The following is a 22,313-nucleotide window of genomic DNA, read 5'->3' as shown; positions in this document are numbered from 1 at the left end:
CCCTCCGGCTCGACATTTTCCCATTCCACGCTAGTCTGCGCGCCCTATGTTAGACATCCGCCTCTTCCGTGAGAAACCCGACTACGTCAAAGAACGCCTCAGCACCCGTGGTGCCGGCCTTTCCTCGATGGTGGATGAGGTGACCTCTCTGGACGAGCAGCGCCGCGAAGCGGAAACGGAACGCCAGAAGCTGCAGGGCGACCGCAACCGGATCAGCAAAGAGATCGGCATCGCCAAGAAAAAGGGCGAAGACACCAGCGCCATCGAGGCCCAGGTCCGGGGCATCGGCGACCGCATCGAGCAGATCGGTCGTGACGCCGACGCTCTGGATGTCAAACAGCGCGACCTCATGCTGGGCATCCCCAACCTTCCGCACGATGCCTGCCCCATCGGTGAAAGCGCCGAGCAGAATCCCGAGGTGAAAGTCTGGGGCGAGAAGCCCACCTACGACTTCGCCCCGAAGGACCACGTCGCCCTCGGAGCCCAGCACGGCATGCTCGATTTCGAGGCTGGTGCCAAGATCACCGGCAGCGCTTTTGTCGTGTACCGTGGTGCAGGTGCCCGACTGGAACGCGCCCTCATCAACTTTCTGCTCGACCTCCACACCACCAGCCACGGTTACACCGAGGTGAACACCCCGTTCGTGGTCAAGGCCGACGCTCTTGTCGGCACCACCCAACTCCCGAAGTTCGCCGATCAGGTGTACCACTGCCAGGAGGACGACCTCTACCTCGTCCCCACCGCCGAGGTGCCGGTGACAAACCTCCATCGTGAGGAGATCGTGAAGGCGGAATCTCTGCCCATTCAGTACGCCGCTTACACCCCCTGCTTCCGTCGTGAGGCAGGCAGCGCCGGCCTGGGGACTCGCGGCCTCATCCGCATGCACCAGTTCGACAAGGTGGAGCTCGTAAAGATCACCACCCCGGAGACCTCCATGGACGAACTGGAGAAGCTCACCGCCAACGCCGAAGCCGTCCTCCAGACCCTGGGGCTGCACTACCGCATCATTGAGCTTTGCACCGGGGACGTGGGTTTTGGCTCGACCAAGACCTACGACATCGAAGTCTGGGCCCCCGGCCAGGGCACCTATCTGGAAGTGTCCAGCTGCAGCAATTTCGGCGAATTCCAAGCGCGCCGCATGAATCTGCGCTACAAAGATGAGAATGGCAAAAACCGATTCTGCCACACGCTCAACGGATCCGGCACCGCGCTCGCGCGTCTCTTCGTCGCCCTCGTCGAAACGTACCAGCAAGCAGACGGCAGCATCACCATCCCTGCCCCGCTCCAGCGCTACTTCGGCACAGAAAAAATCGGCTGATCCCGAGGCATCCCCCGTGATTTCCCCGTCGGCGCGCACACACGCGTCGGCGGCCCTCACCCGTTTGGAACGCAAGGCTCGCACCACTCTGCGCAACCTGCAGGGGCAGCGGTCGGAGCTATCGCTCGATGCCCCGCAACTGGTGGGCGTCTCCGGCGGACGGGATTCGGTAGCGTTGCTGCACTTCCTCCTGCTCCTGGGTTACAGGAAACTCATCGTCTGCCATCTGAATCACCAGTTGCGCGACGCCGAGTCGAATACTGACGCCCAGTTCGTGCGGGATCTCGCCATCGCCCACGGATTGGGGCATGAGGAGATCACCGTGGACATCACTGCAGAGGCGGCCCGCACGAAGACCTCCCTCGAAACGGCCGGTCGGGACGCCCGACGAGCCTTCTTTGAGCAAGCCGCCGCCCGTCACGATTGCCGTAACGTCTTCCTGGCGCACCATGCGGACGACGATGTGGAAACCATCCTGCATCACCTCTTTCGCGGCAGTGGCCTTCGAGGCATCCGAGGGATGGATCCCATCTCCAACTCTCCTGGTGGACTTCTGATCACGCGACCGTTCTTGGAAATCACGCGCGAGGAGATCGACACCTACATCACCACGCACGGCCTCGCTTTCAGAGAGGACTCCACCAACGCGGGATCAAGTCTGGGAGCCCCCACCCGCAACCGCATCCGCCACCGCGTGCTCCCCTTTCTAAAGGAGATGTTCCAACGCGAAGTCGCTGGCACGCTCCAGCGCTTTGCCCGGCTGGCCGGTCGCGATGAAGACTTCCTGCAATCCGCCACCAGCGCGTTTCTCACAGATCACCAACTCCTTCAGGCAGACCGCAGCCTCACGGTCAACTCCGCGCTGAAAACCGCCCACCCCGCGCTCCAGAGCCGCATTCTCCGGTGGTGGCTGCGCGAAGTTCATGCCGTGCCGAATATCGGCAATGCCGAGATCGAGAGCGCCCTCGAACTCCTCAGCTCTCCCCGCGTGTCCCGAGTGAATCTCCCCAGCCAACTCCGCCTCCGCCGCAAGGCAGGACGGCTGTTCCTCGAGAAAGCGTGAGAGAGGGACACTGGAAATAACTACGGAGGCACCGGGGAAAGCAGGAATTGGGAACTAGGGATGCTGAATTAGTGGTATTGTCAATCCATCGGCAAAGGTCCTTCCGCATTTCCCAGACCAGCTTTGAAGAGGAAGCTTCATTTCTAATTCCGAATTCATCATTCCTAGCCCGCATTTCTCATACGCGAGAAGCTTGAGCCGGGTGCAGCGGCGCATTAGTCTTTGATTACCAAGGCAAAAACCAAGGCATGCACCAGACTCAAGCAGCGACACAGTGTACACAGGCCAAGTTGGAGTTTCAAGCGCTGGGTGGCAGGCGCGTGGAGGCGGATTTCTCAGGAGGTTACCTCTCCAGTGAAGGGGGCAGCCTCCTGTTGCGCCAGATCGACCAGAAGCTGGGCCTGTGTGAGAAGCTGGCGGGTTGTTTCACGGACCGACGCGACCAGCGCTTCGTCGAACACGATCTGGCGGGCATGCTGCGTCAGCGTATTTTTGGTCTGGCCCTGGGCTACGAAGACCTCAATGACCACGACTGTCTGCGCCGAGATCCCCTCCTGGCTGCCGCTTGCGGGCGGGCCGATGTCTTGGGGCAGGAGCGGCATCATGCGCAGGATGCAGGCTGCCCCCTGGCGGGCAAGAGCACCCTCAACCGCATGGAGCTGGGTGCCCAGGAACACGCGCTCACCAAAAAGATCCACGCTGATGCCGACAGGATCCAAGACCTGCTTTTGCAGATGGCGGTGGCGGCCATCCCACGCAAAAGCGGGGTCATTGTCCTGGACTTTGATGCCACCGACGACCTGCTTCACGGCCACCAGGAAGGCCGCTTCTATCACGGTTACTACAAAGGCTACTGTTACCTGCCCCTTTATTGCTTTTGTGGGGATGTGCCTCTGTGGTCACAGTTGCGCACCGCCGACGGGGATGCGGCAGGCGGCACCCTGGAGGCCCTCCAGAAGATCGTGAAGGCCATCCGCGGCCGGTTTGGCAGGCAGGTGGTCATCATTGTGCGTGCCGACAGCGGGTTCTGCCGCGATGAGCTCATGAGCTGGATCGAGACCCAGCCGCAGCTGTACTATGTTTTTGGACTGGCCCGCAACGTCCGCTTGCAGGAGATGCTCGCCCCCACCTTCTGGCGGACGGCCGCGAAGCTCGATGCCGAGGCGGTGCGCCTTGCAAAAGCTGCCGGAGCCAAGGCTCCGCCCGAACTGGAAGGAACCGCACGGGAGTTTGAGGAGTTGAGCTACCGCACGCTCAAGACCTGGAGCCGGGAACGGCGTGTCATCGGCAAGGCCGAAATAACCCAGGGCAAGACCAACCCCCGTTTCATTGTCACCAACATCAGTTCCAGGGAGCCATGGGCGCAGGGGGAGGAGCAGTTTGCCACGGGCAGCGGGTTGTATGAACGCTTCTATTGCGCCCGGGGCAACATGGAGAACCGCATCAAGGAACAGCAGCTGGACCTGTTTGCCGACCGCACTTCAACTGCCTGGAAGAGCAGCAACCAGTTGCGTCTGTGGTTTTCGACTTTTGCCTATTTGCTGTTGAGCCAGATGCGTGCGGTGGCCTTGCACGGCACGCCTCTGGCTACAGCCACGGTGGGCACGATCCGGCTGAAGTTGCTCAAAATCGCGGCCCTGATCACCGTGAGCGTGAGGCGCATTTATGTGCAGCTGCCAAGTGCCTGCACTCTCAAAGAAGTCTATGGTCTGGCCCAGCGAAGACTGGCTGGATGCAGCCCCTGAGACCGGGGGCTTTTCACTCAAAGGGACATCTGCAGCCCATGCAGAGGGATGCTTATGCCTTCGAACCCTGGGCAAAGAGCATCCAGGCCTCTTGAACACGCCCTGAGAGCCTTCAGTCCCCTGGCCCGACCCATTTCGCCCACCAAGTCTCCCCCCACAGAAGGCGCACACCCAAAAACCCGCTGATCTTGGGTTGTCAAGTCAGGGGGTATGAGAAATGCGGGCTAGTTTCCGAAGCTAGGAGAACCAGCTCATCACGGTCTCTTCGATGAAGACGAAAAGGCTATCCACCCGCATCGCCATGTCGCGGAGCGTGAAGCTGTTCACCGCATCCAGGGTGTGATTTGCCCCCTTCGGCGTGTGAACCATAAAGCGGGCCACAATCACAACGATGGCGATTTTCAGCAGGAGTTTCATGATGCCTTGGACGGGGGTGTTGGCAGGTCAATCTAAAATAATGGTAATTATGGTAATTGCAACCGCAAAGACGTAGTTTCACTTTGGTTGATGGCCGCTGACCTGAGCGCTGGCCGGTGGAATATTCATCATTAGAGTCATTATGACTCTTCTCGACCGCGCTCCAAAATAACTCTTAAGAGTCACATTGTCTCTCACTTGGGGGGGATGATCGAATCCGATCAAAACGCAAGCTACGCATTACATGTTCATTTTCAACACGCTGCAATCAAATCAATGAAGGTGGCACAAGGCTTGCAACACTAGGACCGGTAATCATCACGCGTCCAAGACAACTCTTGGTTCCCACAAAACAAACACCATGAAACTTACACGTTATAATCATCCTGTCTCCAATCTCGAAACTTGGTTCAGCCATCCATTTGGCAACCTGCCAGCCCTGGCTCGAGCGTTCGATTGGGACACCGCTTTCGGTGGGGCCGTGACCGGCCGCCTTGCCACGGACATCCACGAGGACAAGGACAACTACTACGCTACCTTCGAAATCCCCGGCGTGAAGAAAGAAGATGTGAAGGTCGAGTTCAACGACCGCCTTCTTACCGTCACCGTCGTGCGCAAAGAGAAGAACGGCGAAAGCGAATCCAGCTTCACCTCCACCCGCTCCGTCTCCGTGCCAGACAGTGTCAAGTCCGACGCCATCGCGGCCAAGGTGGAAGACGGTATTCTGACCGTCACTCTGCCAAAAGCTGAAGCGCACAAACCGCGAACCATCGAGGTGCAGTGATCTCGCTTGTTCGCTAAAAAAGATCCCCATCCGCTGGCCAGGCGCTGCCCCTGAGCCCCGGCCGCGGCAAGTCACCCATAGCACATATCATATCCACCTTCCTTCCAACCCCATACGACCATGACCACTTGCACTCCTGATAGCGCCTGCGCCACCGCCTCCACCAACACGACCACTCAGGCGCAGAACTTCGTGAAACCCCGCTACTCCGTCAACAGCGCCAAAGATGCCTACCAGGTCCGGGTGGACCTTCCCGGTGCCGCCAAAGACAGCGTCCATGTCAAACTTGACCAAGGGATCCTCACCCTCAGCGCGCAGCGCAAACCTGTCGCCCAGGAAGCCTGGAAGTCCCTTCATCGTGAACTTGGCAGCTATGGCTACAAGCTCCAGCTCAAGGTCACCGCCAAGGTGGATGAGGCTGCACTCTCCGCCAAGCTGGAGGACGGCGTCCTAACCTTGAACCTTCCCGTCAAGGAAGCCGCCAAACCGCGCGTCATCGCGGTGCAATAACCCCTGTGCGACCAACCGGCCTGTGAGAGGGCCACCATAGAAAAACAAACCCCAGGCCTGCGATGCCGCCCCGGCGCATCGCAGGCCTTTTACTTTTCACGTCTTCGATCTGGCAAGCTGCCCAAAATCGCCATCCCACCCCAGACACCCAACACCTGATCCTGCGCAGCAGGATTTTAGGACTGCGGTGAGCATCACCGCTTTGGCTAAGCCTTGAGACAACCTTGAACCTGATGTCGGCCGCAGAAGTCGAATGACATCACACGCTCCGCCCAAGACGCATCGTTAGTTTGACCGACACAGGACTCCCAAAAGCGGCGATTCTCACCACACTCCTAAAGATGCTTCGCATCCAGGTGCGGGACGCTATTGGGCTCGTGTACCTCGCCTTGGCCTCCGATGTCCAGTAAGCCATTTACCTCTACGAACACCCCTCTCCCCGCCCACCACCATTTCCCAAGAAGAAACGCGCTCGCCCTCCAGTATTCCAGATACTCAACCGCGCGTCCCACATGACTCCCACCCGCCACTTGACCCGTCGCACATTCGCCCTCAACGCCACCCTTGGAGCCGCCAGCCTGGCCCTTTCCCTCTCTTTGGCCGCCGCCGATTCACCCGCTCCTGCGAAAAAGTGGTACAAGGGCAACACTCACTCCCACAGCCTCTGGAGCGATGGCAATGACTTTCCAGAGATGATCACCGACTGGTACCAGAAGAACGGGTACCAGTTCCTCGCCATCTCTGATCACAACGTCCTCCAGGCCAAGGAAGTCTGGGTCACCGAGGAGCTGGTGAAAACGCGCCAGACGGCCCCTGGTGCCCCCCCTGCCCTGGATAAATATCTGGCCCGCTTTGGCACCCCTTGGGTCGAGACCCGTGAGAAAGACGGCGCTAAAGAGGTTCGACTCAAGAAGCTGGAGGAATACCGACCGAAGTTTGAGCGCCCGGAAGAATTCCTTCTGATCCAGGCGGAAGAACTGAGCGCCAACTACGCGATGGAGCTCAAGAAACGGGTCCCCATCCACATAAACGCGCTCAACATCCAGGAAGCCATCCTGCCGCCTGATGGGACCAGCATCCAAGACGTGATGCGCAAGAGTCTGCAAGCCATCCACGAACAAGGCCGCGCTACCGGCCGCCCCGTGCTGGCTCATGTAAACCACCCCAACTTCCGCTGGGCACTCACCCCGGAAGACCTCGCTGCCGTGCTGGAGGAGAACTTCTTCGAGATCTACAACGGCCACCCCATGATCAACTACCTGGGCGACGCCACCCGTCCCGGTCATGAAACCATCTGGGATGTGGCCAACACCTTGCGTATCACCCAATTCAACGCCCCCCCTCTCTACGGAGTGGGCACAGATGACGCCCACCACTACCACGGGGAAGACAGCGCTCCCGGGCGAGGGTGGGTCATGGTGCGCAGCGAAGCGCTCGCTCCGGATAAACTCATCGCGGCCATGCGGGCGGGCGACTTCTATGCCTCCAGCGGTGTCACGCTGGAAGACGTCAGCTTCAAGGACGGCATCCTCAAGGTTCAAGTCCAACCCCAAAATGGCGTCGCCTACACCATCAAGTTCGTCGGCACCCCGACCGGGTTCGATAAAACCACCACCACCGTCAAGACGCCTGCGGACGACTTCCGCCCCGAGCGCATTATCTACTCCACCGATGTGGGCAAGACCTTCGCAACCGTAGAAGGTCCCGTGGCAGAATACCGGTTGAAAGGGGACGAACTGTACGTGCGCGCCATCGTCACCTCGAACCGCCCGCACCCCCGCCCCAGCTACGATGGCCAGACCGAAATGGCGTGGACCCAGCCCATAGGCTGGCAGTCGCGGTTGAAGGAAACCAAATAGCCCATCCAGCATTGCCCCCTCGGGTTGGCCATTCCAACCCGAGACGCCATCTTGTTACTCCAGTATGCAGACGGGCTTCATTCAGCCTAAAACTCCGCAATCTTCGTGCTGACCTGTCCCTTGTTGGATTCCAGACCATGCAACGGCGAGGAGGGGTCGGATGACAGCCGCGTTGGGGTGCCATATTTCCTCGCCTCCTCCCGTTGCGCAGCCACCGGCTGACCGGAGGAGGTGGGGTCGCTGGAGGCACAACCCGGGAGCAGGGTCGAGGCAAAAATAACCAATGCGGAGCTGACAAGTGTCGTTTTCATGAGTGAATTGTTTGACCAGTTTAGCAAGACGGCACCAAAAACACGAGCCCAAACCGACGGACACCGGCCGGGCCGCGAGATGCTAAAAGCTGGCCAACGCCACACTGGCGGAGCTTCCATTGGCCTCCACATGATAAAGCGGTGAGGTGGGGTCCTCCGATACCGGCGTCGGCGTTGCGTAGATCTTCCGTTCCGCCCGGTCAATCGCCATAGGCTGACCCGGCGTGCTGTTTCTGGCCACATCTGAAGAAGCGCAGCTGGGGAGGATCATTGCGGCGGCCAAGGCTGAGAAAAGGTACGTTTTCATGTGGTTCATCTGGATTTGGTTTGGGAGTGAAAGGGGTCTTTGCCGCGCGACCCGACGCAAAAGCGCCGGGGTGCCCCTTCCTTGCGCATAACTCAGGCCACCCGCCTTGGACACCCCTCACCTCACTCTCAATCAACCACTTACGCAAAGACACCCCTCCCCTAAACCGGCCATCGCCGTGGGCAACCTGCATGGCACCTCGCAAGACATCTTGCAAGTTGCGAGTCGAACACGCACACGCTTCACCACTGAGCCGACTGAAGTCCAATGCCATCAGGGAAAAGTGATGGCACCGCTGTTTTGACTGCCAATGGGTTTCAGAATGGGATCGGCGTCAGGCTGGCGCATTGAGGTTCCAGTTGGTGAGATCACAGGTTCAAATGGACCGAAGGTCCGGCCTCATTGCAGCCTTGGGCATCGCCCAAAGTTTGCAGATCAAAGACTCATTGAGGGCTGAAGGCCCGACCTCATCAAACCTGCCCACGACAAACATCCCTGAATGAACCGGGCCTACAGCCCTGAGCATCACTATTCCCCAATGACCTTGGGCGTTGCCCAAGGCTGGAATTATTCCGGGCTTTCAGTCCTCAACTTGCACCCCCTGGGAGGTGCCACGATGAAGCGACTTATTTCCCTGATGGCATTGGACTGCAGTCGGCGGAGTTTGACGATCAACCACCCAACACCTCCGCGCATACCTCGAACCACCGGCAGGATGCGGGTGGCACTCACAGTCGGGACGCCCGGCTCACTGCCCCAACGACCCCAGCACAAACTCCACCTCTCCGGGTTTCGCCTCATCCAGGACTTTCAAACTCACCGGAGCACAGAGCGCAAGCAGTGCCGGGACATCCCCATACTTCACCGCGCCGGGCACGAAATTCACATCCCACACGTCTTTGAGACTCCCAAAGCGGAATCCGCCCGTGGCGATCACTCCCTGAGCCACCACAGACTTGGCCTGGGCCACGGCTGCCGCGGCGACCTGACCGCTGCCCTCCAAGCCAGCTACCAGGATCTGATCAGTGTGATATTTGTCATGGTCGCGGATCATCGCGATCACAGTCAGGGCATCCCGCACCCGCTCCGCGAAAAGGCTGGGATTATACCCATAGTGGTAGCCGGCATACCCTTCATATGTCTCCAGCTTCCGTTTCCCATACACGTTGGGGTTGCGGGCAGCCCCGGCCAGATACGGCACCGGGCACGCCACGGCATAGCCCTCTGCCAGAAGCTTGCGGCCCGCGCCGGTCAGATCCCCGCTCGCACTCACCAAGGATTCGGGCCCCTTTCCGCTCAGCCACAGGAGCGCCTTGTTGTTCCAGTTTTTGGGATAGAGGAAAGTGACGTCAACGTGATCCGTGTCCTTGAAATGCACCTGACCGCGAATCAGAAAGTGATCTCCCCGCTCCTCCTTGGCCCCGACGTCAAACGAGGTCTCGCCCTTGCCCGGCAGGGTGCGTCCCACCAGGATGCGCCAAGCCTCGCCCACCACCTCGTCCGTCTTGGAGCGTTCTTCATCCGTTTTGGCCGCCAGCAGCGGAGCCAGGGTGTTCGCCGTTTGCTCCTTGAACCACCTGCCCACCGCCACCTCGTGTGGCTTGCCCACCTGGTCTCCGGCGGGTGCGGGATGTTGCGCATCCCACACGCTCAGCTCGTCTTGGCTGCAGAGCACAAAGTCGCGCTCCAGCACCGGTTCTGCGAGGCCCAGCTTGAAGTGTTTGTTGAAAAAGCCGTACATCGCAGTGCGCGCCACGTGGTTGTAGTTGTGCGGAAAATGGGTGGCAAACAACGCACTCACATTCCCAGGGCTGCCCGTCATCTGGTAGAGCCCTTTCAGGTCCGGAAACCCCTTGGTCTCCAGCTCCTTCGTCCAGTCATTGGCGGCCGTCAGCCCCAGCGGGCGTGGAGCGGTGAGAGCCGCAATGTCAATGTTCCCCTGGTTGATGCGCAGGTGGTTCGAGTTCTCACACGTGCAGCCCCCCTGCATGGCAGTGGAGACCATCACGCAGGGAAATGCCGCTGTGATCCTGGAATCAATGCCCGCCAGCACCATCGTCTGCGTACCGCCACCGCTCGCGCCTGTGCATCCCACCCGGGCGGGATCTGCCCCCGGAACGGAAAGCAGGAAATCCAGCGCCCGCACGCCGTTCCAGATCTGGAGCGGGAAATAACCGTACAGGTTCTGCTCTGCATCCACACTCATAAACCCCTCCTCCTGCGGTCCATGGCGGTGCTCAGGAAATTGAATGCTGTCCGCATACCCGAGCATGTCGTAAAAGAAAACGGCGCACCCCATCCTCGCCAGTTGCACACAGCGGGCCTGCAAGGGCGAGCGCGCCCCGTTTTCCCAGCGCTCCGCCCCCGTTGCCAGTTCCCTGGCCACCGTTGCATCATTGGCGCGCATGAACCGCCCATCCGGCCAGTGTCCATGCGGGCAGAGCACGACCGGCATCTTGGCCGGCGGGTTCTTGGGAAGGTACAAGTTTCCAGTCACAAAATGACCGGGAACGGACATAAAGTAAACCTTGTCCACCGTGTAATCCTCCCGTTCAATGCGGCCGTGAATGACGGCATTGAGCGGTGGACGTTCCGGCATGGGCCATAGCCCGGACGCCAGCCGCACCCGGTGCTCGACTTCCGTCCGACGTTTCGCCCAGGCAGCCGCATCCTTGACTGGCGTGAAAGGAAAGTAACTGGTATTTAAATCACGGAGCGCGCGGGGCGGCACGGGCTCCTGCGCCGGCCCTTGCAAACACCACCCATAGAGCACGATTCCCAGGGTCAACAGGCCCTTGCCCGCTTGACAAATTGTTGGCTTAAAAAGCGTATCATTTTTCATAAGGCGGACATGAGTTTGATGTCACAAAGAACACGCTCACAAGGCCCTTTCTAACGCAACAACATGAAGAAATACAACGTCGGAATCATCGGATATGGCTGGGCCGCAGGTGCCCACATCGCGGCGATCAACGCCACCCCGCACGCCCAGGTCACCGCCATCTTCTCTTCCCGCAAGCTCGACAATGCGGAAGTCAGCGCCCGCCACGGCTGCCCGGTCAAGACTTACACGGACTTCGACGAGTTCCTCGCTTCCAACATCCAGGTGGTGGACATTTGCTCCATGCCTGCCCAGCACCGCGACCAGGCGGTGGCCGCCGCCAGCGCGGGAAAGCACCTCATCATCGAGAAACCCCTCGGCATGTCTCTCCAGGAATGCCGGGACATCGTCAACGCCGCAGAAGCCAACAAGGTGCTTGGCTGCGTCTGTTTCGAGTGCCGTTTCTCCGGCCAGTTCCAGTCCACCAAGGCCATTCTTGACCAGGGTCTGCTGGGCGAGCTCCACTACGGTGAAGTGGACTACTACCACGGCATCGGGCCCTGGTACGGCCAGTTCCGCTGGAACATCGGCAAGGAAAATGGTGGCAGCGCCCTGCTCACCGCCGGTTGCCACGCACTTGACGCCCTGCTCATGGTCATGGGCAGCGAGGTGGAAAGCGTGACCAGCCTCTCCACCAAATCCAAGAGCGACATCTTCGCCCCCTACGAGTACAACACCACCAGCATCACCCTCGTCCATTTCAAGGACGGCAAGGTGGGCAAATGCTCCGCCGTCGTGGACTGCCTGCAGCCCTACTACTTCCACACCCACCTGTGCGGCAGTGAGGGCAGCCTGCTGGACAATCGCTTCCACTCCATGAAGCTCCACACCAACAAGGCGGGCTGGAGCAACCTGAACATGAAGATGCTCGACAGCGGCGACGTGAGCGATCACCCGTACCAGACGCAGTTTGAGACCTTCTTCGCTTCCTTGGAAAAAGGGGAAGCCATGCCCCTCACCAGCCTGCGCGAGTCTCTGAAGAGCTTCGAGGTCCTCTTCGCCGCCGACAAGTCCGCCGAGGAAGGCGGCCGTCCCGTGAAAATCAGCGAGCTGGCCTAGCCCCGCTCCCTTCCCGACCCTCCTGCAATGATCCGACTGCCACAGACCACGCGGCCCCTCATCAAGGCGCTGGCTGTGGCAGTTTTTGCGGGGGCCACGGTGTCCTGCGCCTCCAAACCTGAGACAGCAGCAGCGCCCTCCCTCTCGCAAACGAAAGAGGCACTGAAGAGCATCCGGCCGGACATCTCTCGCAAGGAGCTCTATGCAACACTGCCCCCTTCGAGCCCCCCTCTCACCCTGGTCCCCCATAACAGTTTCCGGGGCCCATTCCGCTCAAAGGCCCTGGAACACCACCCACTTCAGGATGGGCGCTTGGTCGGGGTGCCATACCATCGCGCCCAGGCGGACGCTGATTTGGATGACATTGATCTGATGATCCTCGCCAAGGACACGGCAACTGGCGGGTGGGTTCCCTCCCGCGAACATCCACAGGACACCGTCCTCTGCATTTCAGATCTGCGACGGAAGCCGTAGCCCTTATCCCTTCCCCCTCTTCCCTTTTTCGTTTTTCCTTTTCCCTCTCCCCATGCCTTCCGTCCTCGCCATTTTCGCCCATCCTGATGACATCGAATTCGTCGCCGCCGGCACCATGCTCCAGCTCAAGGCCCGTGGCTGGGACCTGCATTATGTGAACCTCTGCAACGGCCACGGCGGCTCCGTGCAGATGGACGGCCCCACCACCGCCCGCAAGCGCCTCGAAGAGGCCCAGGAGGCAGCCCGCATCCTCGGGGCTGCATTCTACCCTCCCATCAGTGACGACCTGGTTCTTACCTACAACCCGGAGGCACTCAAAAAAGTCGCCGCCATTGTACGCGAGGCCCAGCCGCGCATCGTGCTCACCCACGCGCCCAGCGACTACATGGAGGATCACATGGCCGCCTCCCGCCTGGCCGTGACTGCGGCCTTCACCCACGGCATCCCCAACTTCATCACCGATCCCCCGCGCGACGCCTACTTTCATGACGTCACCGTGTATCACGCCATGCCCCACGGTCTGCGGGACCCGCTGCGCAAACGCATCCACGCCGGATCCTATGTGAACACCGACCCGGTTCATGAAATCAAGCGTCAGGCCCTCGCCGCGCACGAGAGCCAGAAGCACTGGCTGGATGTGAGCCAGGGCATGGACTCCTACCTCATCTCCATGGACGAGGCCGCTCAAAAAGTCGGCACCCTCTCCGGCAATTTCACCCATGCCGAAGGCTGGCGTCGCCACCTCCACCTCGGCTTCAGCGCCACCGACTCCGACCCTCTCAAAGAAACCCTCGGCGACGACTGCCTCATCAACGAGGCCTACGAACGCTGGCTCGAAGAGTAGGCGACACCTCCGCTGTCGAAAATTCAAACTCCAAACTTCACTCATTTCTCCCGCCAAGACTCACAATCGTCCCCCGACCTCAGACTCCTCACTTTTCACTTCTCACTCTAAACTTTTCACTGTTCCCCAAATGCCTCGCAAACTCAGCCACATCGCCCCCGACTGGTGGGACTACACCACCCTGGACAGCAGCCTCATCAACGACGCCGCCAAGCTCACGGAGAAGGATCTTCGCCAGCTCTCCCGTCCGGGGTTCAAGGTCGTGATGTATGACACGCTGGAGGACTTCTACCTGGCTGAGGCGCTGGAATACATCTCCGCCTGGCGCCAATCCACGGCCGACAATCCCGTGGGTGTCTGCGGCCCCATCGGGCCGACCGAACAGCTCCCCCTGGTGGCCCGCCTCGTCAACGAACTGGGCCTCAGCCTCAAGACCTCCCACTTCTGGGGCATGGACGAGTGGTACGACGTGGAGACCAAGAAGGAGGTGCCCATCACTCACCCCCTCTCCTTTGAAAAAGCCGACCGTGAGCTGCTCTTCAACCGCATCCAGAAGAAGCTCGCCATGCCAGATGCCAACCTCCATTTCCCGAAGGGGGATGTGAAGGAGTACGTGCAGAGCTGGAGCGCCGGCGTGCGTTGCGCCGTCATGCAGGGAGGGCAGGGCGACATCAAGCACTGGGCCTTCAACGATCCCCTCAAGCGTACGGGCAAGTACAAGAACGAGCCCCCCACACCCGAGGAATACCGGAAGCTGGGCACCCGCATCGTAGAACTGCATCCGATCACCCTGGCGCAGAACGCCCGCACCAGCGGTGGTGGCAACATCACCATGGTTCCCAAGACCGCCATCACCGTGGGCCCCAAAGAGACCTGGCTCGCAGAGAAGGTCAGCATCTGGCAGGCGGGCACGCATGACAACCCGCTGGGGCAGCGGCTCACCGCCCTCATGATCTCCAAAGGCCTGGCGGACTCTGCCGTGCCGATGTCCCTGCTCGCTGACCACCCCAACGTCCAGTTCAACTACTTCCGTGGCGGCCTGGGATCCTGCTCGGTGGAAATGCACTAGAAAAACGCCCGTCCCCCGGGGCGATTCCCGCTCCGGGGCACATCTCCGTTTGCAAAAGGTGTAAAAAAGTGGGATGACATCGGATTAGGGGTTCTTCTATCTAGTGCCCCCCTGTTCTTCCCCATCTATCGCTCGTGAGCCAATCGACCAAGACCAAACCCTCCCTGCTTCAACGAATCACGTCAGGGCTGAAACGCCTCACGGGCCTGGGCAAGAAGAAAACCGCTGACGACAGCGCGAAACATCACGAAAAGCACCCGGAGAAGCTGCATGCCGCGAAGGCCGCCACCCGCAGAGATGCCGCCGAACATCGCCCCAAAGTGGAGCGTGAGCGGGACCGCGATGGCAATCGTGGACGCGATCGCGACCGCCAGCGAGAAGGAGGCGGAGCCGGGGCTGGCCGTCCACCCCGCACTGGGGAACGCGACCGTGAGCGCCCCCGTTCCGGCCGCGACGGAGACCGTCGCCAGGGCCGGGGAGGTCGTGAACGCGACCGGGACCGGGCCCCGCGCGAGGAACGCGAAGCTGGAGACCGCCGCCACGCCCCCGCCGTTGCCGCCGTACCCCCGCCGCCCGCACCGCCCGTTCCTGAAGGTCCTTATCCAGAAGCTTTTGAAATCTTGGGGCTCTCCCCCGCTGTTCTCTCCGGTGTGCGCGATATGGGCTATGAAAAGCCCACTGAAATTCAAGCCCGCACCGCCCCCGTAGTTCTCGCCGGTAAAGATGTCATCGGCGCCTCCCAGACAGGTACGGGCAAAACTGCCGCCTTTGGTCTGCCCACTCTTTCCCGCCTTGGCGCTCCTGGCAAACTGCGCTGCCTGATCCTGGAGCCCACCCGCGAACTCGCCGCCCAGGTCGTGGAAGCATTCGACAAGTTCAACCGGCACACCGGCCTCCGCACGCTTCTCGTGCATGGCGGCGTGGGTTACGGCAAGCAGCGCGAAGGCCTGCAGCGCGGCGTGGACATCGTGGTGGCCACCCCTGGGCGCCTCCTCGATTTCATGAGCGATGGCACCGTGAACCTCGCCGACATCGAAGTGCTCATTCTGGATGAAGTGGACCGCATGCTCGACATGGGCTTCCTGCCTGATGTGCGCCGCATCGTGAGTGAGACCCCTAAATCACGACAGACGCTTTTCTTCTCTGCCACCATGCCCCCTCAGATCAAGGGCTTGGCCGAATGGGCCCTGCGTGAGCCTGAGAGCATCGAAGTGGGCCTGCGCTTCTCCCCTGCGGAGACGGTGAGCCACTACATGTATCCCGTCGCGAGCGATCAACGTGAGGAACTGCTGCTGGCCCTGCTGCAGAGCACGGAGTTCCACAGCGTGATGATCTTCACCCGCATGAAAGTGCATGCCGACCGTCTCTTCGCCGCCATTCAGCAGACTGGGAAATACAAGGTGGCGGTGATGCACTCCGACATCAATCAGCGTGACCGTGAGAAAGCCCTTCAAGGCTTCCGCGACGGTGCCTTCGACATCATTGTCGCCACCGACCTTGCCGCCCGTGGGCTTGACGTGAGCGGCGTGACCCATGTGATCAACTACATGGTGCCCGAGAATCCTGAAGACTACGTGCACCGCATTGGCCGTACCGGTCGCGCGCAAAAAGAGGGCGATGCCTTCACCCTCTTTGCCGCAGATGAGATCTCCTACGTCCACTCCATCGAGCGCCTCATCGATCAGAAGATCGAGCGCCGGAAGCTCGACGGCTTCAAGTACAAGTTCACCACCGTCCTCGACAACGAAGACAAAGCCAAGGCCATCATGACCGGCCGGAAAACGGCCAAAAGGCGTCGGTAGGCGCTGGGTGGTTTTGAAAGCTGGCACGCCTCGTTGATGTTGCGTGCCAGTGGGCAGTGCGCCAGTGGGCAGTGCGCCAGTTGTCAGTGCGTCAAGGCGTTGGACCGTGAATCGTCCAACGCCTTTTTTTTGCCTGCGAGTGACACCGGCATCTTGCCGGTGCGTGGTACTGGCGTCCCGCCAGTTCAGTCCGCATTGGTAGGACAGGTTTCCCAACCTGTCGGCATTGCAGGATTTCATCCTGCTTCAGTCCGCGGTCTGAGCAATTCGCACCACTCTCGCCGCCAGCTGCCGACCGCATTCTTTCTCCTTCTCCTCATCGCGGCAGCAAGCACCACTGCCCTCCACGCCAAGCGCGCCGCTCTGCCTCAGGTTCCGCCAATCACCCTCAAAGGAATTCAGTTCACTGTCAACAATTGCCCCGACACCATGGGGGTTGTCACGGCAACGGACATCCGCACCGGCAAGAAGCGGTGGGAAAAGCAACTGTACACCGTTCAGACGAATCCTCTCATCGAGCAAGACGTTCAGTGGGTCTTCATCAAGAAGATGGAGGTCCACTGGCCTACAGGAAGCCCCTCCAGCGGGAACGCCACCCTTCGAGTCACCAACGAGGAAGGCAAGACCTACGAACTGGATCCCGCCACCGGCCAGTCGATAAAGATCAAAGTCTGAGTCTCCACCGTCACTTTGCCTCCTTATGCGCGACGCATTCGACACCTTCCTGGGCATTATTGCCTCATGCATTACCCTGATGGTCTGAGTGCCGTCCCTCCGACATCGAAAGCCTGAAACGCCCCCCCCTCTCCCATCACCTCCTCCACCTGATCCTGCGCAGCAGGATTTTGGACTGCGGTGCGCATCACCGCTTTGGCTACGCCTTGTGACAAGCTCGAAGCTATCGTCAACCGCAATGAAGTCAGGAACTCCGTTGCAGCTCTTTCTTGGCAGCCCGACACAGAACTCCCCAAAGCGGCGAATCTCGCCGCATTCCCCAAGATGCTTCGCATCCAGGTGATGGACAGCTTGTGAAGGCTTGAACCCTCAACAGGCCTCCATCCTCACATGTACTGCACATCCCCGGCCAGGCTAAACCAAACCCGCCATCCTCACACCCCATCTTGTTAATCTTCTAAAAATCTTGTTAATCCTGTCTCAAGAGCCCCCGCCTCTCACCCCAGCACGCCCTTCACCACCTTCGCCTCTTCCACGCCGGTCAGCCGCTGATCGAGCCCCTGGAACTTGAAGCTGAACTTGGAGTGATCCACCCCCATCTGGTGCAAAATCGTAGCGTTGAGGTCATTGATGTGCACAGGGTCCTTCACGATGTTGTAGCTGAAGTCATCCGTCTCGCCATAGGTCGTCCCGGCTTTCACGCCGCCGCCGGCCATCCACATGCAGAAATTCCGCGGATGGTGGTCGCGACCGTAGTTGTCCTTGGTCAGGGTGCCTTGGGAGTACACCGTGCGACCAAACTCCCCACCCCACACCACGAGGGTGTCATCGAGCAGACCGCGCTGCTTGAGATCCTTGATCAGGCCGGCGCAAGCCTGATCGACATCCAGGCACTGCGCCTTGATGTTCTTGGGCAGGCCGCTGTGCTGATCCCAACCGCGGTGCAGGATCTGCACCACTCGTGTGCCACGCTCCACCAGACGACGGGCCAGGAGCGCGCTGGAGGCAAAGGAGCCCATGCGCTGCACATCCGGCCCGTACAGATCCAGCGTGGCCTTGCTCTCCGTGCTCAGGTCGGTTAGCTCCGGCACACTCGTTTGCATGCGGAACGCCATCTCATACTGGGAAATGCGCGTCTGAATCTCCGGATCACCAAAGCGGTCAAAGCTCTGCTGATTGAGCTTGTTCAGCGCGTTCAGCATCGTGCGGCGGTCTCCGCCTTCCACTCCGGGTGGGTTCTTGATGTACAACACCGGATCGCCCTGCCCGCGCAACGCCACGCCATTGTGACTCGTTGGGAGGAACCCGCTGGACCACATGCGCGTGAACAGCGCCTGCGCATTGCCTGTGGACGGAAAGGTGGGCGTGAAGACGACAAACGCTGGCAGATTGTTGCTCACGCTGCCCAGGCCGTAGCTCAGCCACGAGCCCAGGCTGGGCTTGCCCGGCACCTCACTGCCCGTCATGACAAAGGTACAGGCCGGGTCATGATTGATGGCGGAGGTGTGCACGGTGCGGATCATCGCCAGGTCGTCTGCCACAGTCTGCATGTGCGGCACCAGCTCGCTCATCCAGGTGCCACTCTGACCACACTGGCTGAACTTAAACATGCTGGGTGCCACCGGCAGGCGAGACTGCCCACTGGTCATCCCCGTGATGCGCTGTCCGTTGCGCACACTGTCCGGCAGATCCTTGTCAAAGTACTCCCGCAACCCTGGCTTGTAGTCGAAAAGATCCAGCTGCGACGGCGCCCCGTTCATGTGCAGGTAGATCAGCCGCCTGGCCTTCGGCGCAAAGTGCGGAAAACCTGGCTGGGGAGGATGCACCTGGGCCACGGGACCCGCGCCAGAAGCCCCCAACAACAGGCGATCCCCCAAACAGTAGCTCAGGCTGAGCGCGCCCAACCGCAACCCGGTGCCCTGAAAAAACCGACGCCGGGTGGTCTGCTGGTGATAGTCAACAAACGGGTTCATGGAGGCAATCAGTTCCGGGTGAGGGTTTCGTCCAGGTTCAGCAGCAGGTTCGCCACCATGGTGTAGGCTGCCAGCTCTCCGGGCTCCAGGGCGGGGTCGGGCTTTGACTCGCCAGCGCTCATTACCAGCTTCGCCGCGTCCGGGCTGGAGCGGTAGCGCTCCAGATGCAACTTGAGCGTTTCCTGAACCACGGCCATTTCATCATCCGTAGGCAGGCGCGACGTGGCCACCTTCCAGCCCCAGGAGAGACGCTCCCAATTAGCACGGCCGCCTTCCTTGATCATCCTCTGACCGAAGTGGCGCGCAGCCTCGAAGTGCTGCACATCATTCATGAGCTGCAGCGCCTGCAGGGGCGTATTGCTCCGTTCCCGCCGGGTGCAGCTCTGCTCGCGGTTCGGCGCATCGAACGTGGTCATGCTTGGCGGCGGGGCGGTGCGTTTGAGAAAGGTGTAGAGCGTGCGGCGATACAACGCACTGCCGGCATCCTGCTTGTAGTTGCGGGTGTTGCTGCCGCCAAAGCCCACCGGCTCCCAGATGTTCTCCGGCTGGTAGGGCTTCACCCCTTTGCCGCCCATCGTGGGATCGAGGAGGCCACTGACATACAGCGCGTTGTCTCGAAGCTGCTCCGCATCCAGGCGGAAGCGGGGCCCCCGCGCCAGCAGACGGTTTTCCGGATCCCGGGCCAGCAACTCTGGCGTCACGCGGCTGCTCTGACGATAGGTCTGGGAGGTTACCAGCAGGCGGACAAAAGCCTTCGTGTCCCACCCACTTTCGCGATAGGTGACCGCGAGCCAGTCCAGCAGTTCCGGGTGGCTGGGCGGTTCACCTTGGGAACCGAAGTCCGCGCTCGTCTTCACCAGCCCGATTCCAAAGAACTGCTGCCAGAGCCGATTCACAGCAACCCGTGCTGTGAGCGGATGGTCTGGACTCACCAGCCACCGGGCAAGGTCCAGGCGGTCGTAGTCCGCTTTGGCATCCCCATCGCGCTTCTTCAGACCTGGAAAGACCGCAGGTGTACCGCGCTGCACCTTCTCCCCTGGCTGATCATACTGGCCGCGTTTCATGACAAAGCTGTCCCGCGGTGTGGGCAGGTCCTTCATCATCAGCGTAGCAGGTATGGCCTCATCCAGTTGCTTCCTGGCCTGCTCCACGGGGGCGCGTTCCGCCTGAAGGTCCGCCACCAGAGCCCGGCCCGCCCGACTCACTTTCTCAAGCCAGTAGGCACGCAGCCGCTGTTTCTGAGCGTCTGCGCGCTCCTCTGGCTTCTTGGTGCGCAGAATGTCACGCACATCGTCGGGTGCCTCAGGATGGCGTTTGCCCTGCCATTTCGTCAGCCACGCAGTCTCAGACTCTTCCTCAGCCGTCACGGGATCCACCCGGCTCTTCACGCCCGCCTTGTCCCAGTACACGGTGCCCCCCTGCTGTGTGAAGGCCAGCCCCGTCACCTTCGTCCCCGCCTTGAGCTTGAGCGCCTCCATGGGCACTTCCAAGCGCACCCATTCGCCCGCCTTCGGCAAAGGCCCCATGCTCTTGCGCTGCTCTGTATTCACCTCTCCAAACGGAATCGCTTCAACGTCACCCCATACCGCCCGGTGCGACCAGCCATCCAAGTGCAGTTGCAGCATCACTGCCTTGGGCAGATTCTCAGGTTCAAGATAGACGTGCACGAAAATCCGCCCACCGGCAGGGAGGACAAACGGCTCCCTCAGGCCGGAAAAGAAATCCTGCGCCAGACCAGTGTCCTTCCGCATGATGACTCTCTTGCCGCTGAAGATCTTGCCCGCAGCATCTGCGATCCACTGGAGCGGATGCTGCCCCGCATGCTGGGCCGTCACACCGGCAGGGAAATCATCCTCCACCCACACGGTCTCCGACTCCTGAACCGGAGGACGGGGCTGAACGGTGGCGGGATCCGTGTACGGCATCTGCGCCAGCATCGATGTCATGCGCGCGCTCAGGGAAGCCAGCTTCTCATCGTACTCCTTCAACTGGCGGGCCTGCTCTGCACTGCTCAGCTTCAGCACCGGTGGGGTGAGCAGGATATTGCCATCCATCGCCGGGTCCGCCGCGCTGTTGAAGAAGGCGTAGAGGGAATAAAACTCTTTCTGCGAAATAGGATCAAACTTGTGATCGTGGCAGACGGCACAGCCAGCCGTCAGCCCCATCCACACCTCCACAGCGGTGGAGGCGCGATCCACTGCATAGCGGAAGACGAACTCCTCATTGATGCTGCCCCCCTCACTGGTGGTGACATTGCACCGATTGAACCCCGAGGCGATCTCCTGATCCCGAGATGCTTGGGGAATAAGATCACCAGCAAGCTGCCACTCCGTGAATTGGTCAAAGGGCAGATTCTCGTTAAACGCCCGCACCACCCAGTCCCGATAGGGCCACATGGATCTCTCATTGTCCAGATGCAGCCCGTGGGTATCCGCATAGCGCGCCAGGTCCAGCCAGTAACGCGCCATCTGTTCGCCAAAGGCAGAGCCATTCAGGAGGCGATCCACCACTCGTTCATAGGCCTGTGGCGAAGCGTCCCGCAAATAGTCATCCACCTCTGACGGAGTCGGCGGCAGGCCAGTGAGATCAAAGGTCACGCGACGGATCAGCGTCGCACGATCTGCCTCTGGAGACGGCTGGAGCCCCTCAGACTTAAGCCGGGATGTGACAAAGGCATCCACTGCCCCGCTTGGCCCCAAGTTCTCCGACCGTAGCAGATCCGGCACCTTGGGTAAACTTGGCGCGATAAATGACCAGTGGATCTCATACTCGCCCCCCTCCTCAATCCAACGGCGGATCAATTCGCGCTGCGCAGGCTTGAGAGTCTTGTGAGAATCCTGTGGCGGCATCAACTCATCTGCATCGTCCGTGATGATGCGTTGCCACACCTCACTGGAGGCCAGATCGCCTGGTTTCACTGCCACACGTCCGTCGTCATTGGGCTGCCGGGCACCGTCCTCGATATCCAGCCGCAGTCCTGCCTTCCGATGTTTTGCGTCAAAGCCGTGACACGCAAAGCAGTTGTCGGAAAGGATGGGCCGGATATCCCGGTTGAAGCTGATGCGCCTGACAGGGGCGTCACCTGCTGCGGATAGGGCAGCGGAGGATGCCACCAGCAGGGCGGACACCAGCGCAGGCATCTGAATAGCCATCATGGGAAGAACGCGGAAATCGCTTGAATGAGGAGGCAGAAGTACGTCTCAACGGGAGCATTCTTGCCTA

The 22,313-nt window shown here is 60.5% G+C and carries 19 protein-coding genes; 13 read left to right on the top strand and 6 right to left on the bottom strand.

Annotated features, from left to right (window positions below; translation table 11 throughout):
• Positions 1-46: 46 nt before the first annotated feature.
• The 3 genes from serS to VSP_RS09625 all read left to right on the top strand — a co-directional run bounded on the left by serS (position 47) and on the right by VSP_RS09625 (position 4,126).
• The gene (gene serS / locus VSP_RS09635; RefSeq protein ID WP_009960291.1) at positions 47-1,318 is read left to right on the top strand and encodes a serine--tRNA ligase; all 1,272 of its coding nucleotides are present in this window, start codon (positions 47-49) and stop codon (positions 1,316-1,318) included.
• Between the two features lie 16 nt (positions 1,319-1,334).
• Positions 1,335-2,381 (top strand): tRNA lysidine(34) synthetase TilS, encoded by a 1,047-nt coding sequence (gene tilS, locus VSP_RS34730; RefSeq protein ID WP_172683144.1) that lies wholly within the window; start codon positions 1,335-1,337, stop codon positions 2,379-2,381.
• A gap of 248 nt (positions 2,382-2,629) precedes the next feature.
• Positions 2,630-4,126 (top strand): IS1380-like element ISVsp19 family transposase, encoded by a 1,497-nt coding sequence (locus VSP_RS09625; RefSeq protein WP_009960288.1) that lies wholly within the window; start codon positions 2,630-2,632, stop codon positions 4,124-4,126.
• A 237-nt stretch (positions 4,127-4,363) separates the two neighbouring features.
• Here the strand turns inward: VSP_RS09625 and VSP_RS09620 are convergent, their stop codons facing one another.
• On the bottom strand, positions 4,364-4,543 hold the full coding sequence (locus VSP_RS09620; protein WP_009960286.1) for a hypothetical protein: 180 nt from the start codon (positions 4,541-4,543) through the stop codon (positions 4,364-4,366).
• A 361-nt stretch (positions 4,544-4,904) separates the two neighbouring features.
• Between VSP_RS09620 and VSP_RS34725 the strand changes: the two genes are divergently transcribed.
• From VSP_RS34725 to VSP_RS34715, 3 genes are all read left to right on the top strand, one after another.
• On the top strand, positions 4,905-5,327 hold the full coding sequence (locus tag VSP_RS34725; protein ID WP_009960285.1) for an Hsp20/alpha crystallin family protein: 423 nt from the start codon (positions 4,905-4,907) through the stop codon (positions 5,325-5,327).
• 120 nt (positions 5,328-5,447) lie between these two features.
• Positions 5,448-5,837 (top strand): Hsp20/alpha crystallin family protein, encoded by a 390-nt coding sequence (locus VSP_RS34720; protein ID WP_009960284.1) that lies wholly within the window; start codon positions 5,448-5,450, stop codon positions 5,835-5,837.
• Between the two features lie 512 nt (positions 5,838-6,349).
• Positions 6,350-7,696, top strand: coding sequence for a PHP domain-containing protein (locus tag VSP_RS34715; protein ID WP_009960282.1), 1,347 nt, complete (start codon positions 6,350-6,352; stop codon positions 7,694-7,696).
• An 86-nt stretch (positions 7,697-7,782) separates the two neighbouring features.
• Here the strand turns inward: VSP_RS34715 and VSP_RS09595 are convergent, their stop codons facing one another.
• From VSP_RS09595 to VSP_RS34710, 3 genes are all read right to left on the bottom strand, one after another.
• Positions 7,783-8,007 (bottom strand): hypothetical protein, encoded by a 225-nt coding sequence (locus tag VSP_RS09595; protein WP_009960281.1) that lies wholly within the window; start codon positions 8,005-8,007, stop codon positions 7,783-7,785.
• Positions 8,008-8,089: 82 nt separating this feature from the next.
• Complete coding sequence (locus tag VSP_RS09590; protein ID WP_156346623.1) at positions 8,090-8,314, bottom strand: hypothetical protein; 225 nt, start codon at positions 8,312-8,314, stop codon at positions 8,090-8,092.
• A 748-nt stretch (positions 8,315-9,062) separates the two neighbouring features.
• The gene (locus tag VSP_RS34710) at positions 9,063-10,913 is read right to left on the bottom strand and encodes an acetylxylan esterase (RefSeq protein WP_157210818.1); all 1,851 of its coding nucleotides are present in this window, start codon (positions 10,911-10,913) and stop codon (positions 9,063-9,065) included.
• A gap of 306 nt (positions 10,914-11,219) precedes the next feature.
• On the opposite strand from VSP_RS34710, the gene VSP_RS09580 reads away from it, so the two are divergent.
• The 7 genes from VSP_RS09580 (at position 11,220) to VSP_RS42090 (ending at position 17,475) form a co-directional block, all read left to right on the top strand.
• On the top strand, positions 11,220-12,254 hold the full coding sequence (locus tag VSP_RS09580) for a Gfo/Idh/MocA family protein (RefSeq protein ID WP_009960275.1): 1,035 nt from the start codon (positions 11,220-11,222) through the stop codon (positions 12,252-12,254).
• 27 nt (positions 12,255-12,281) lie between these two features.
• A complete protein-coding gene (locus VSP_RS09575) occupies positions 12,282-12,728 on the top strand; it encodes a hypothetical protein (RefSeq protein ID WP_009960274.1) in 447 nt (148 codons plus the stop codon).
• A gap of 52 nt (positions 12,729-12,780) precedes the next feature.
• Positions 12,781-13,572 (top strand): PIG-L deacetylase family protein, encoded by a 792-nt coding sequence (locus VSP_RS09570; RefSeq protein ID WP_009960272.1) that lies wholly within the window; start codon positions 12,781-12,783, stop codon positions 13,570-13,572.
• Between the two features lie 130 nt (positions 13,573-13,702).
• A complete protein-coding gene (locus VSP_RS09565) occupies positions 13,703-14,641 on the top strand; it encodes a sugar phosphate isomerase family (protein WP_009960270.1) in 939 nt (312 codons plus the stop codon).
• A gap of 134 nt (positions 14,642-14,775) precedes the next feature.
• A complete protein-coding gene (locus tag VSP_RS09560; protein WP_232289558.1) occupies positions 14,776-16,443 on the top strand; it encodes a DEAD/DEAH box helicase in 1,668 nt (555 codons plus the stop codon).
• 429 nt (positions 16,444-16,872) lie between these two features.
• Entirely contained in the window at positions 16,873-17,118 is a 246-nt protein-coding gene (locus tag VSP_RS42095; RefSeq protein WP_156346241.1) for a hypothetical protein, read from the top strand.
• A 180-nt stretch (positions 17,119-17,298) separates the two neighbouring features.
• A complete protein-coding gene (locus VSP_RS42090; RefSeq protein ID WP_156346242.1) occupies positions 17,299-17,475 on the top strand; it encodes a hypothetical protein in 177 nt (58 codons plus the stop codon).
• 140 nt (positions 17,476-17,615) lie between these two features.
• Here VSP_RS42090 and VSP_RS09545 read toward each other — a convergent pair whose 3' ends face one another.
• Positions 17,616-19,091: a DUF1501 domain-containing protein gene (locus VSP_RS09545; RefSeq protein ID WP_009960265.1), complete on the bottom strand. Its 1,476-nt coding sequence runs from the start codon at positions 19,089-19,091 to the stop codon at positions 17,616-17,618.
• Between the two features lie 8 nt (positions 19,092-19,099).
• The gene (locus VSP_RS09540; protein ID WP_009960264.1) at positions 19,100-22,246 is read right to left on the bottom strand and encodes a PSD1 and planctomycete cytochrome C domain-containing protein; all 3,147 of its coding nucleotides are present in this window, start codon (positions 22,244-22,246) and stop codon (positions 19,100-19,102) included.
• Positions 22,247-22,313 lie beyond the last annotated feature (67 nt).

The sequence above is a fragment of the Verrucomicrobium spinosum DSM 4136 = JCM 18804 genome (genome assembly GCF_000172155.1).
Classification (GTDB): domain Bacteria; phylum Verrucomicrobiota; class Verrucomicrobiia; order Verrucomicrobiales; family Verrucomicrobiaceae; genus Verrucomicrobium; species Verrucomicrobium spinosum.
This window is presented reverse-complemented; position numbering and strand designations above follow the sequence as displayed.

Coding starts and splice junctions, on each gene's coding strand:
- VSP_RS34715 (WP_009960282.1), top strand. CDS start 6,350: ATGACTCCCACCCGCCACTTGACCCGTCGCACATTCGCCCTCAACGCC.
- VSP_RS09570 (WP_009960272.1), top strand. CDS start 12,781: ATGCCTTCCGTCCTCGCCATTTTCGCCCATCCTGATGACATCGAATTC.
- VSP_RS09565 (WP_009960270.1), top strand. CDS start 13,703: ATGCCTCGCAAACTCAGCCACATCGCCCCCGACTGGTGGGACTACACC.
- VSP_RS34725 (WP_009960285.1), top strand. CDS start 4,905: ATGAAACTTACACGTTATAATCATCCTGTCTCCAATCTCGAAACTTGG.
- VSP_RS09575 (WP_009960274.1), top strand. CDS start 12,282: ATGATCCGACTGCCACAGACCACGCGGCCCCTCATCAAGGCGCTGGCT.
- VSP_RS09590 (WP_156346623.1), bottom strand. CDS start 8,314: ATGAAAACGTACCTTTTCTCAGCCTTGGCCGCCGCAATGATCCTCCCC.
- VSP_RS09580 (WP_009960275.1), top strand. CDS start 11,220: ATGAAGAAATACAACGTCGGAATCATCGGATATGGCTGGGCCGCAGGT.
- VSP_RS09625 (WP_009960288.1), top strand. CDS start 2,630: ATGCACCAGACTCAAGCAGCGACACAGTGTACACAGGCCAAGTTGGAG.
- serS (WP_009960291.1), top strand. CDS start 47: ATGTTAGACATCCGCCTCTTCCGTGAGAAACCCGACTACGTCAAAGAA.
- VSP_RS34710 (WP_157210818.1), bottom strand. CDS start 10,913: ATGCCGGAACGTCCACCGCTCAATGCCGTCATTCACGGCCGCATTGAA.
- VSP_RS09620 (WP_009960286.1), bottom strand. CDS start 4,543: ATGAAACTCCTGCTGAAAATCGCCATCGTTGTGATTGTGGCCCGCTTT.
- VSP_RS42095 (WP_156346241.1), top strand. CDS start 16,873: ATGGGGGTTGTCACGGCAACGGACATCCGCACCGGCAAGAAGCGGTGG.
- VSP_RS09540 (WP_009960264.1), bottom strand. CDS start 22,246: ATGATGGCTATTCAGATGCCTGCGCTGGTGTCCGCCCTGCTGGTGGCA.
- VSP_RS09545 (WP_009960265.1), bottom strand. CDS start 19,091: ATGAACCCGTTTGTTGACTATCACCAGCAGACCACCCGGCGTCGGTTT.
- VSP_RS34720 (WP_009960284.1), top strand. CDS start 5,448: ATGACCACTTGCACTCCTGATAGCGCCTGCGCCACCGCCTCCACCAAC.
- VSP_RS09595 (WP_009960281.1), bottom strand. CDS start 8,007: ATGAAAACGACACTTGTCAGCTCCGCATTGGTTATTTTTGCCTCGACC.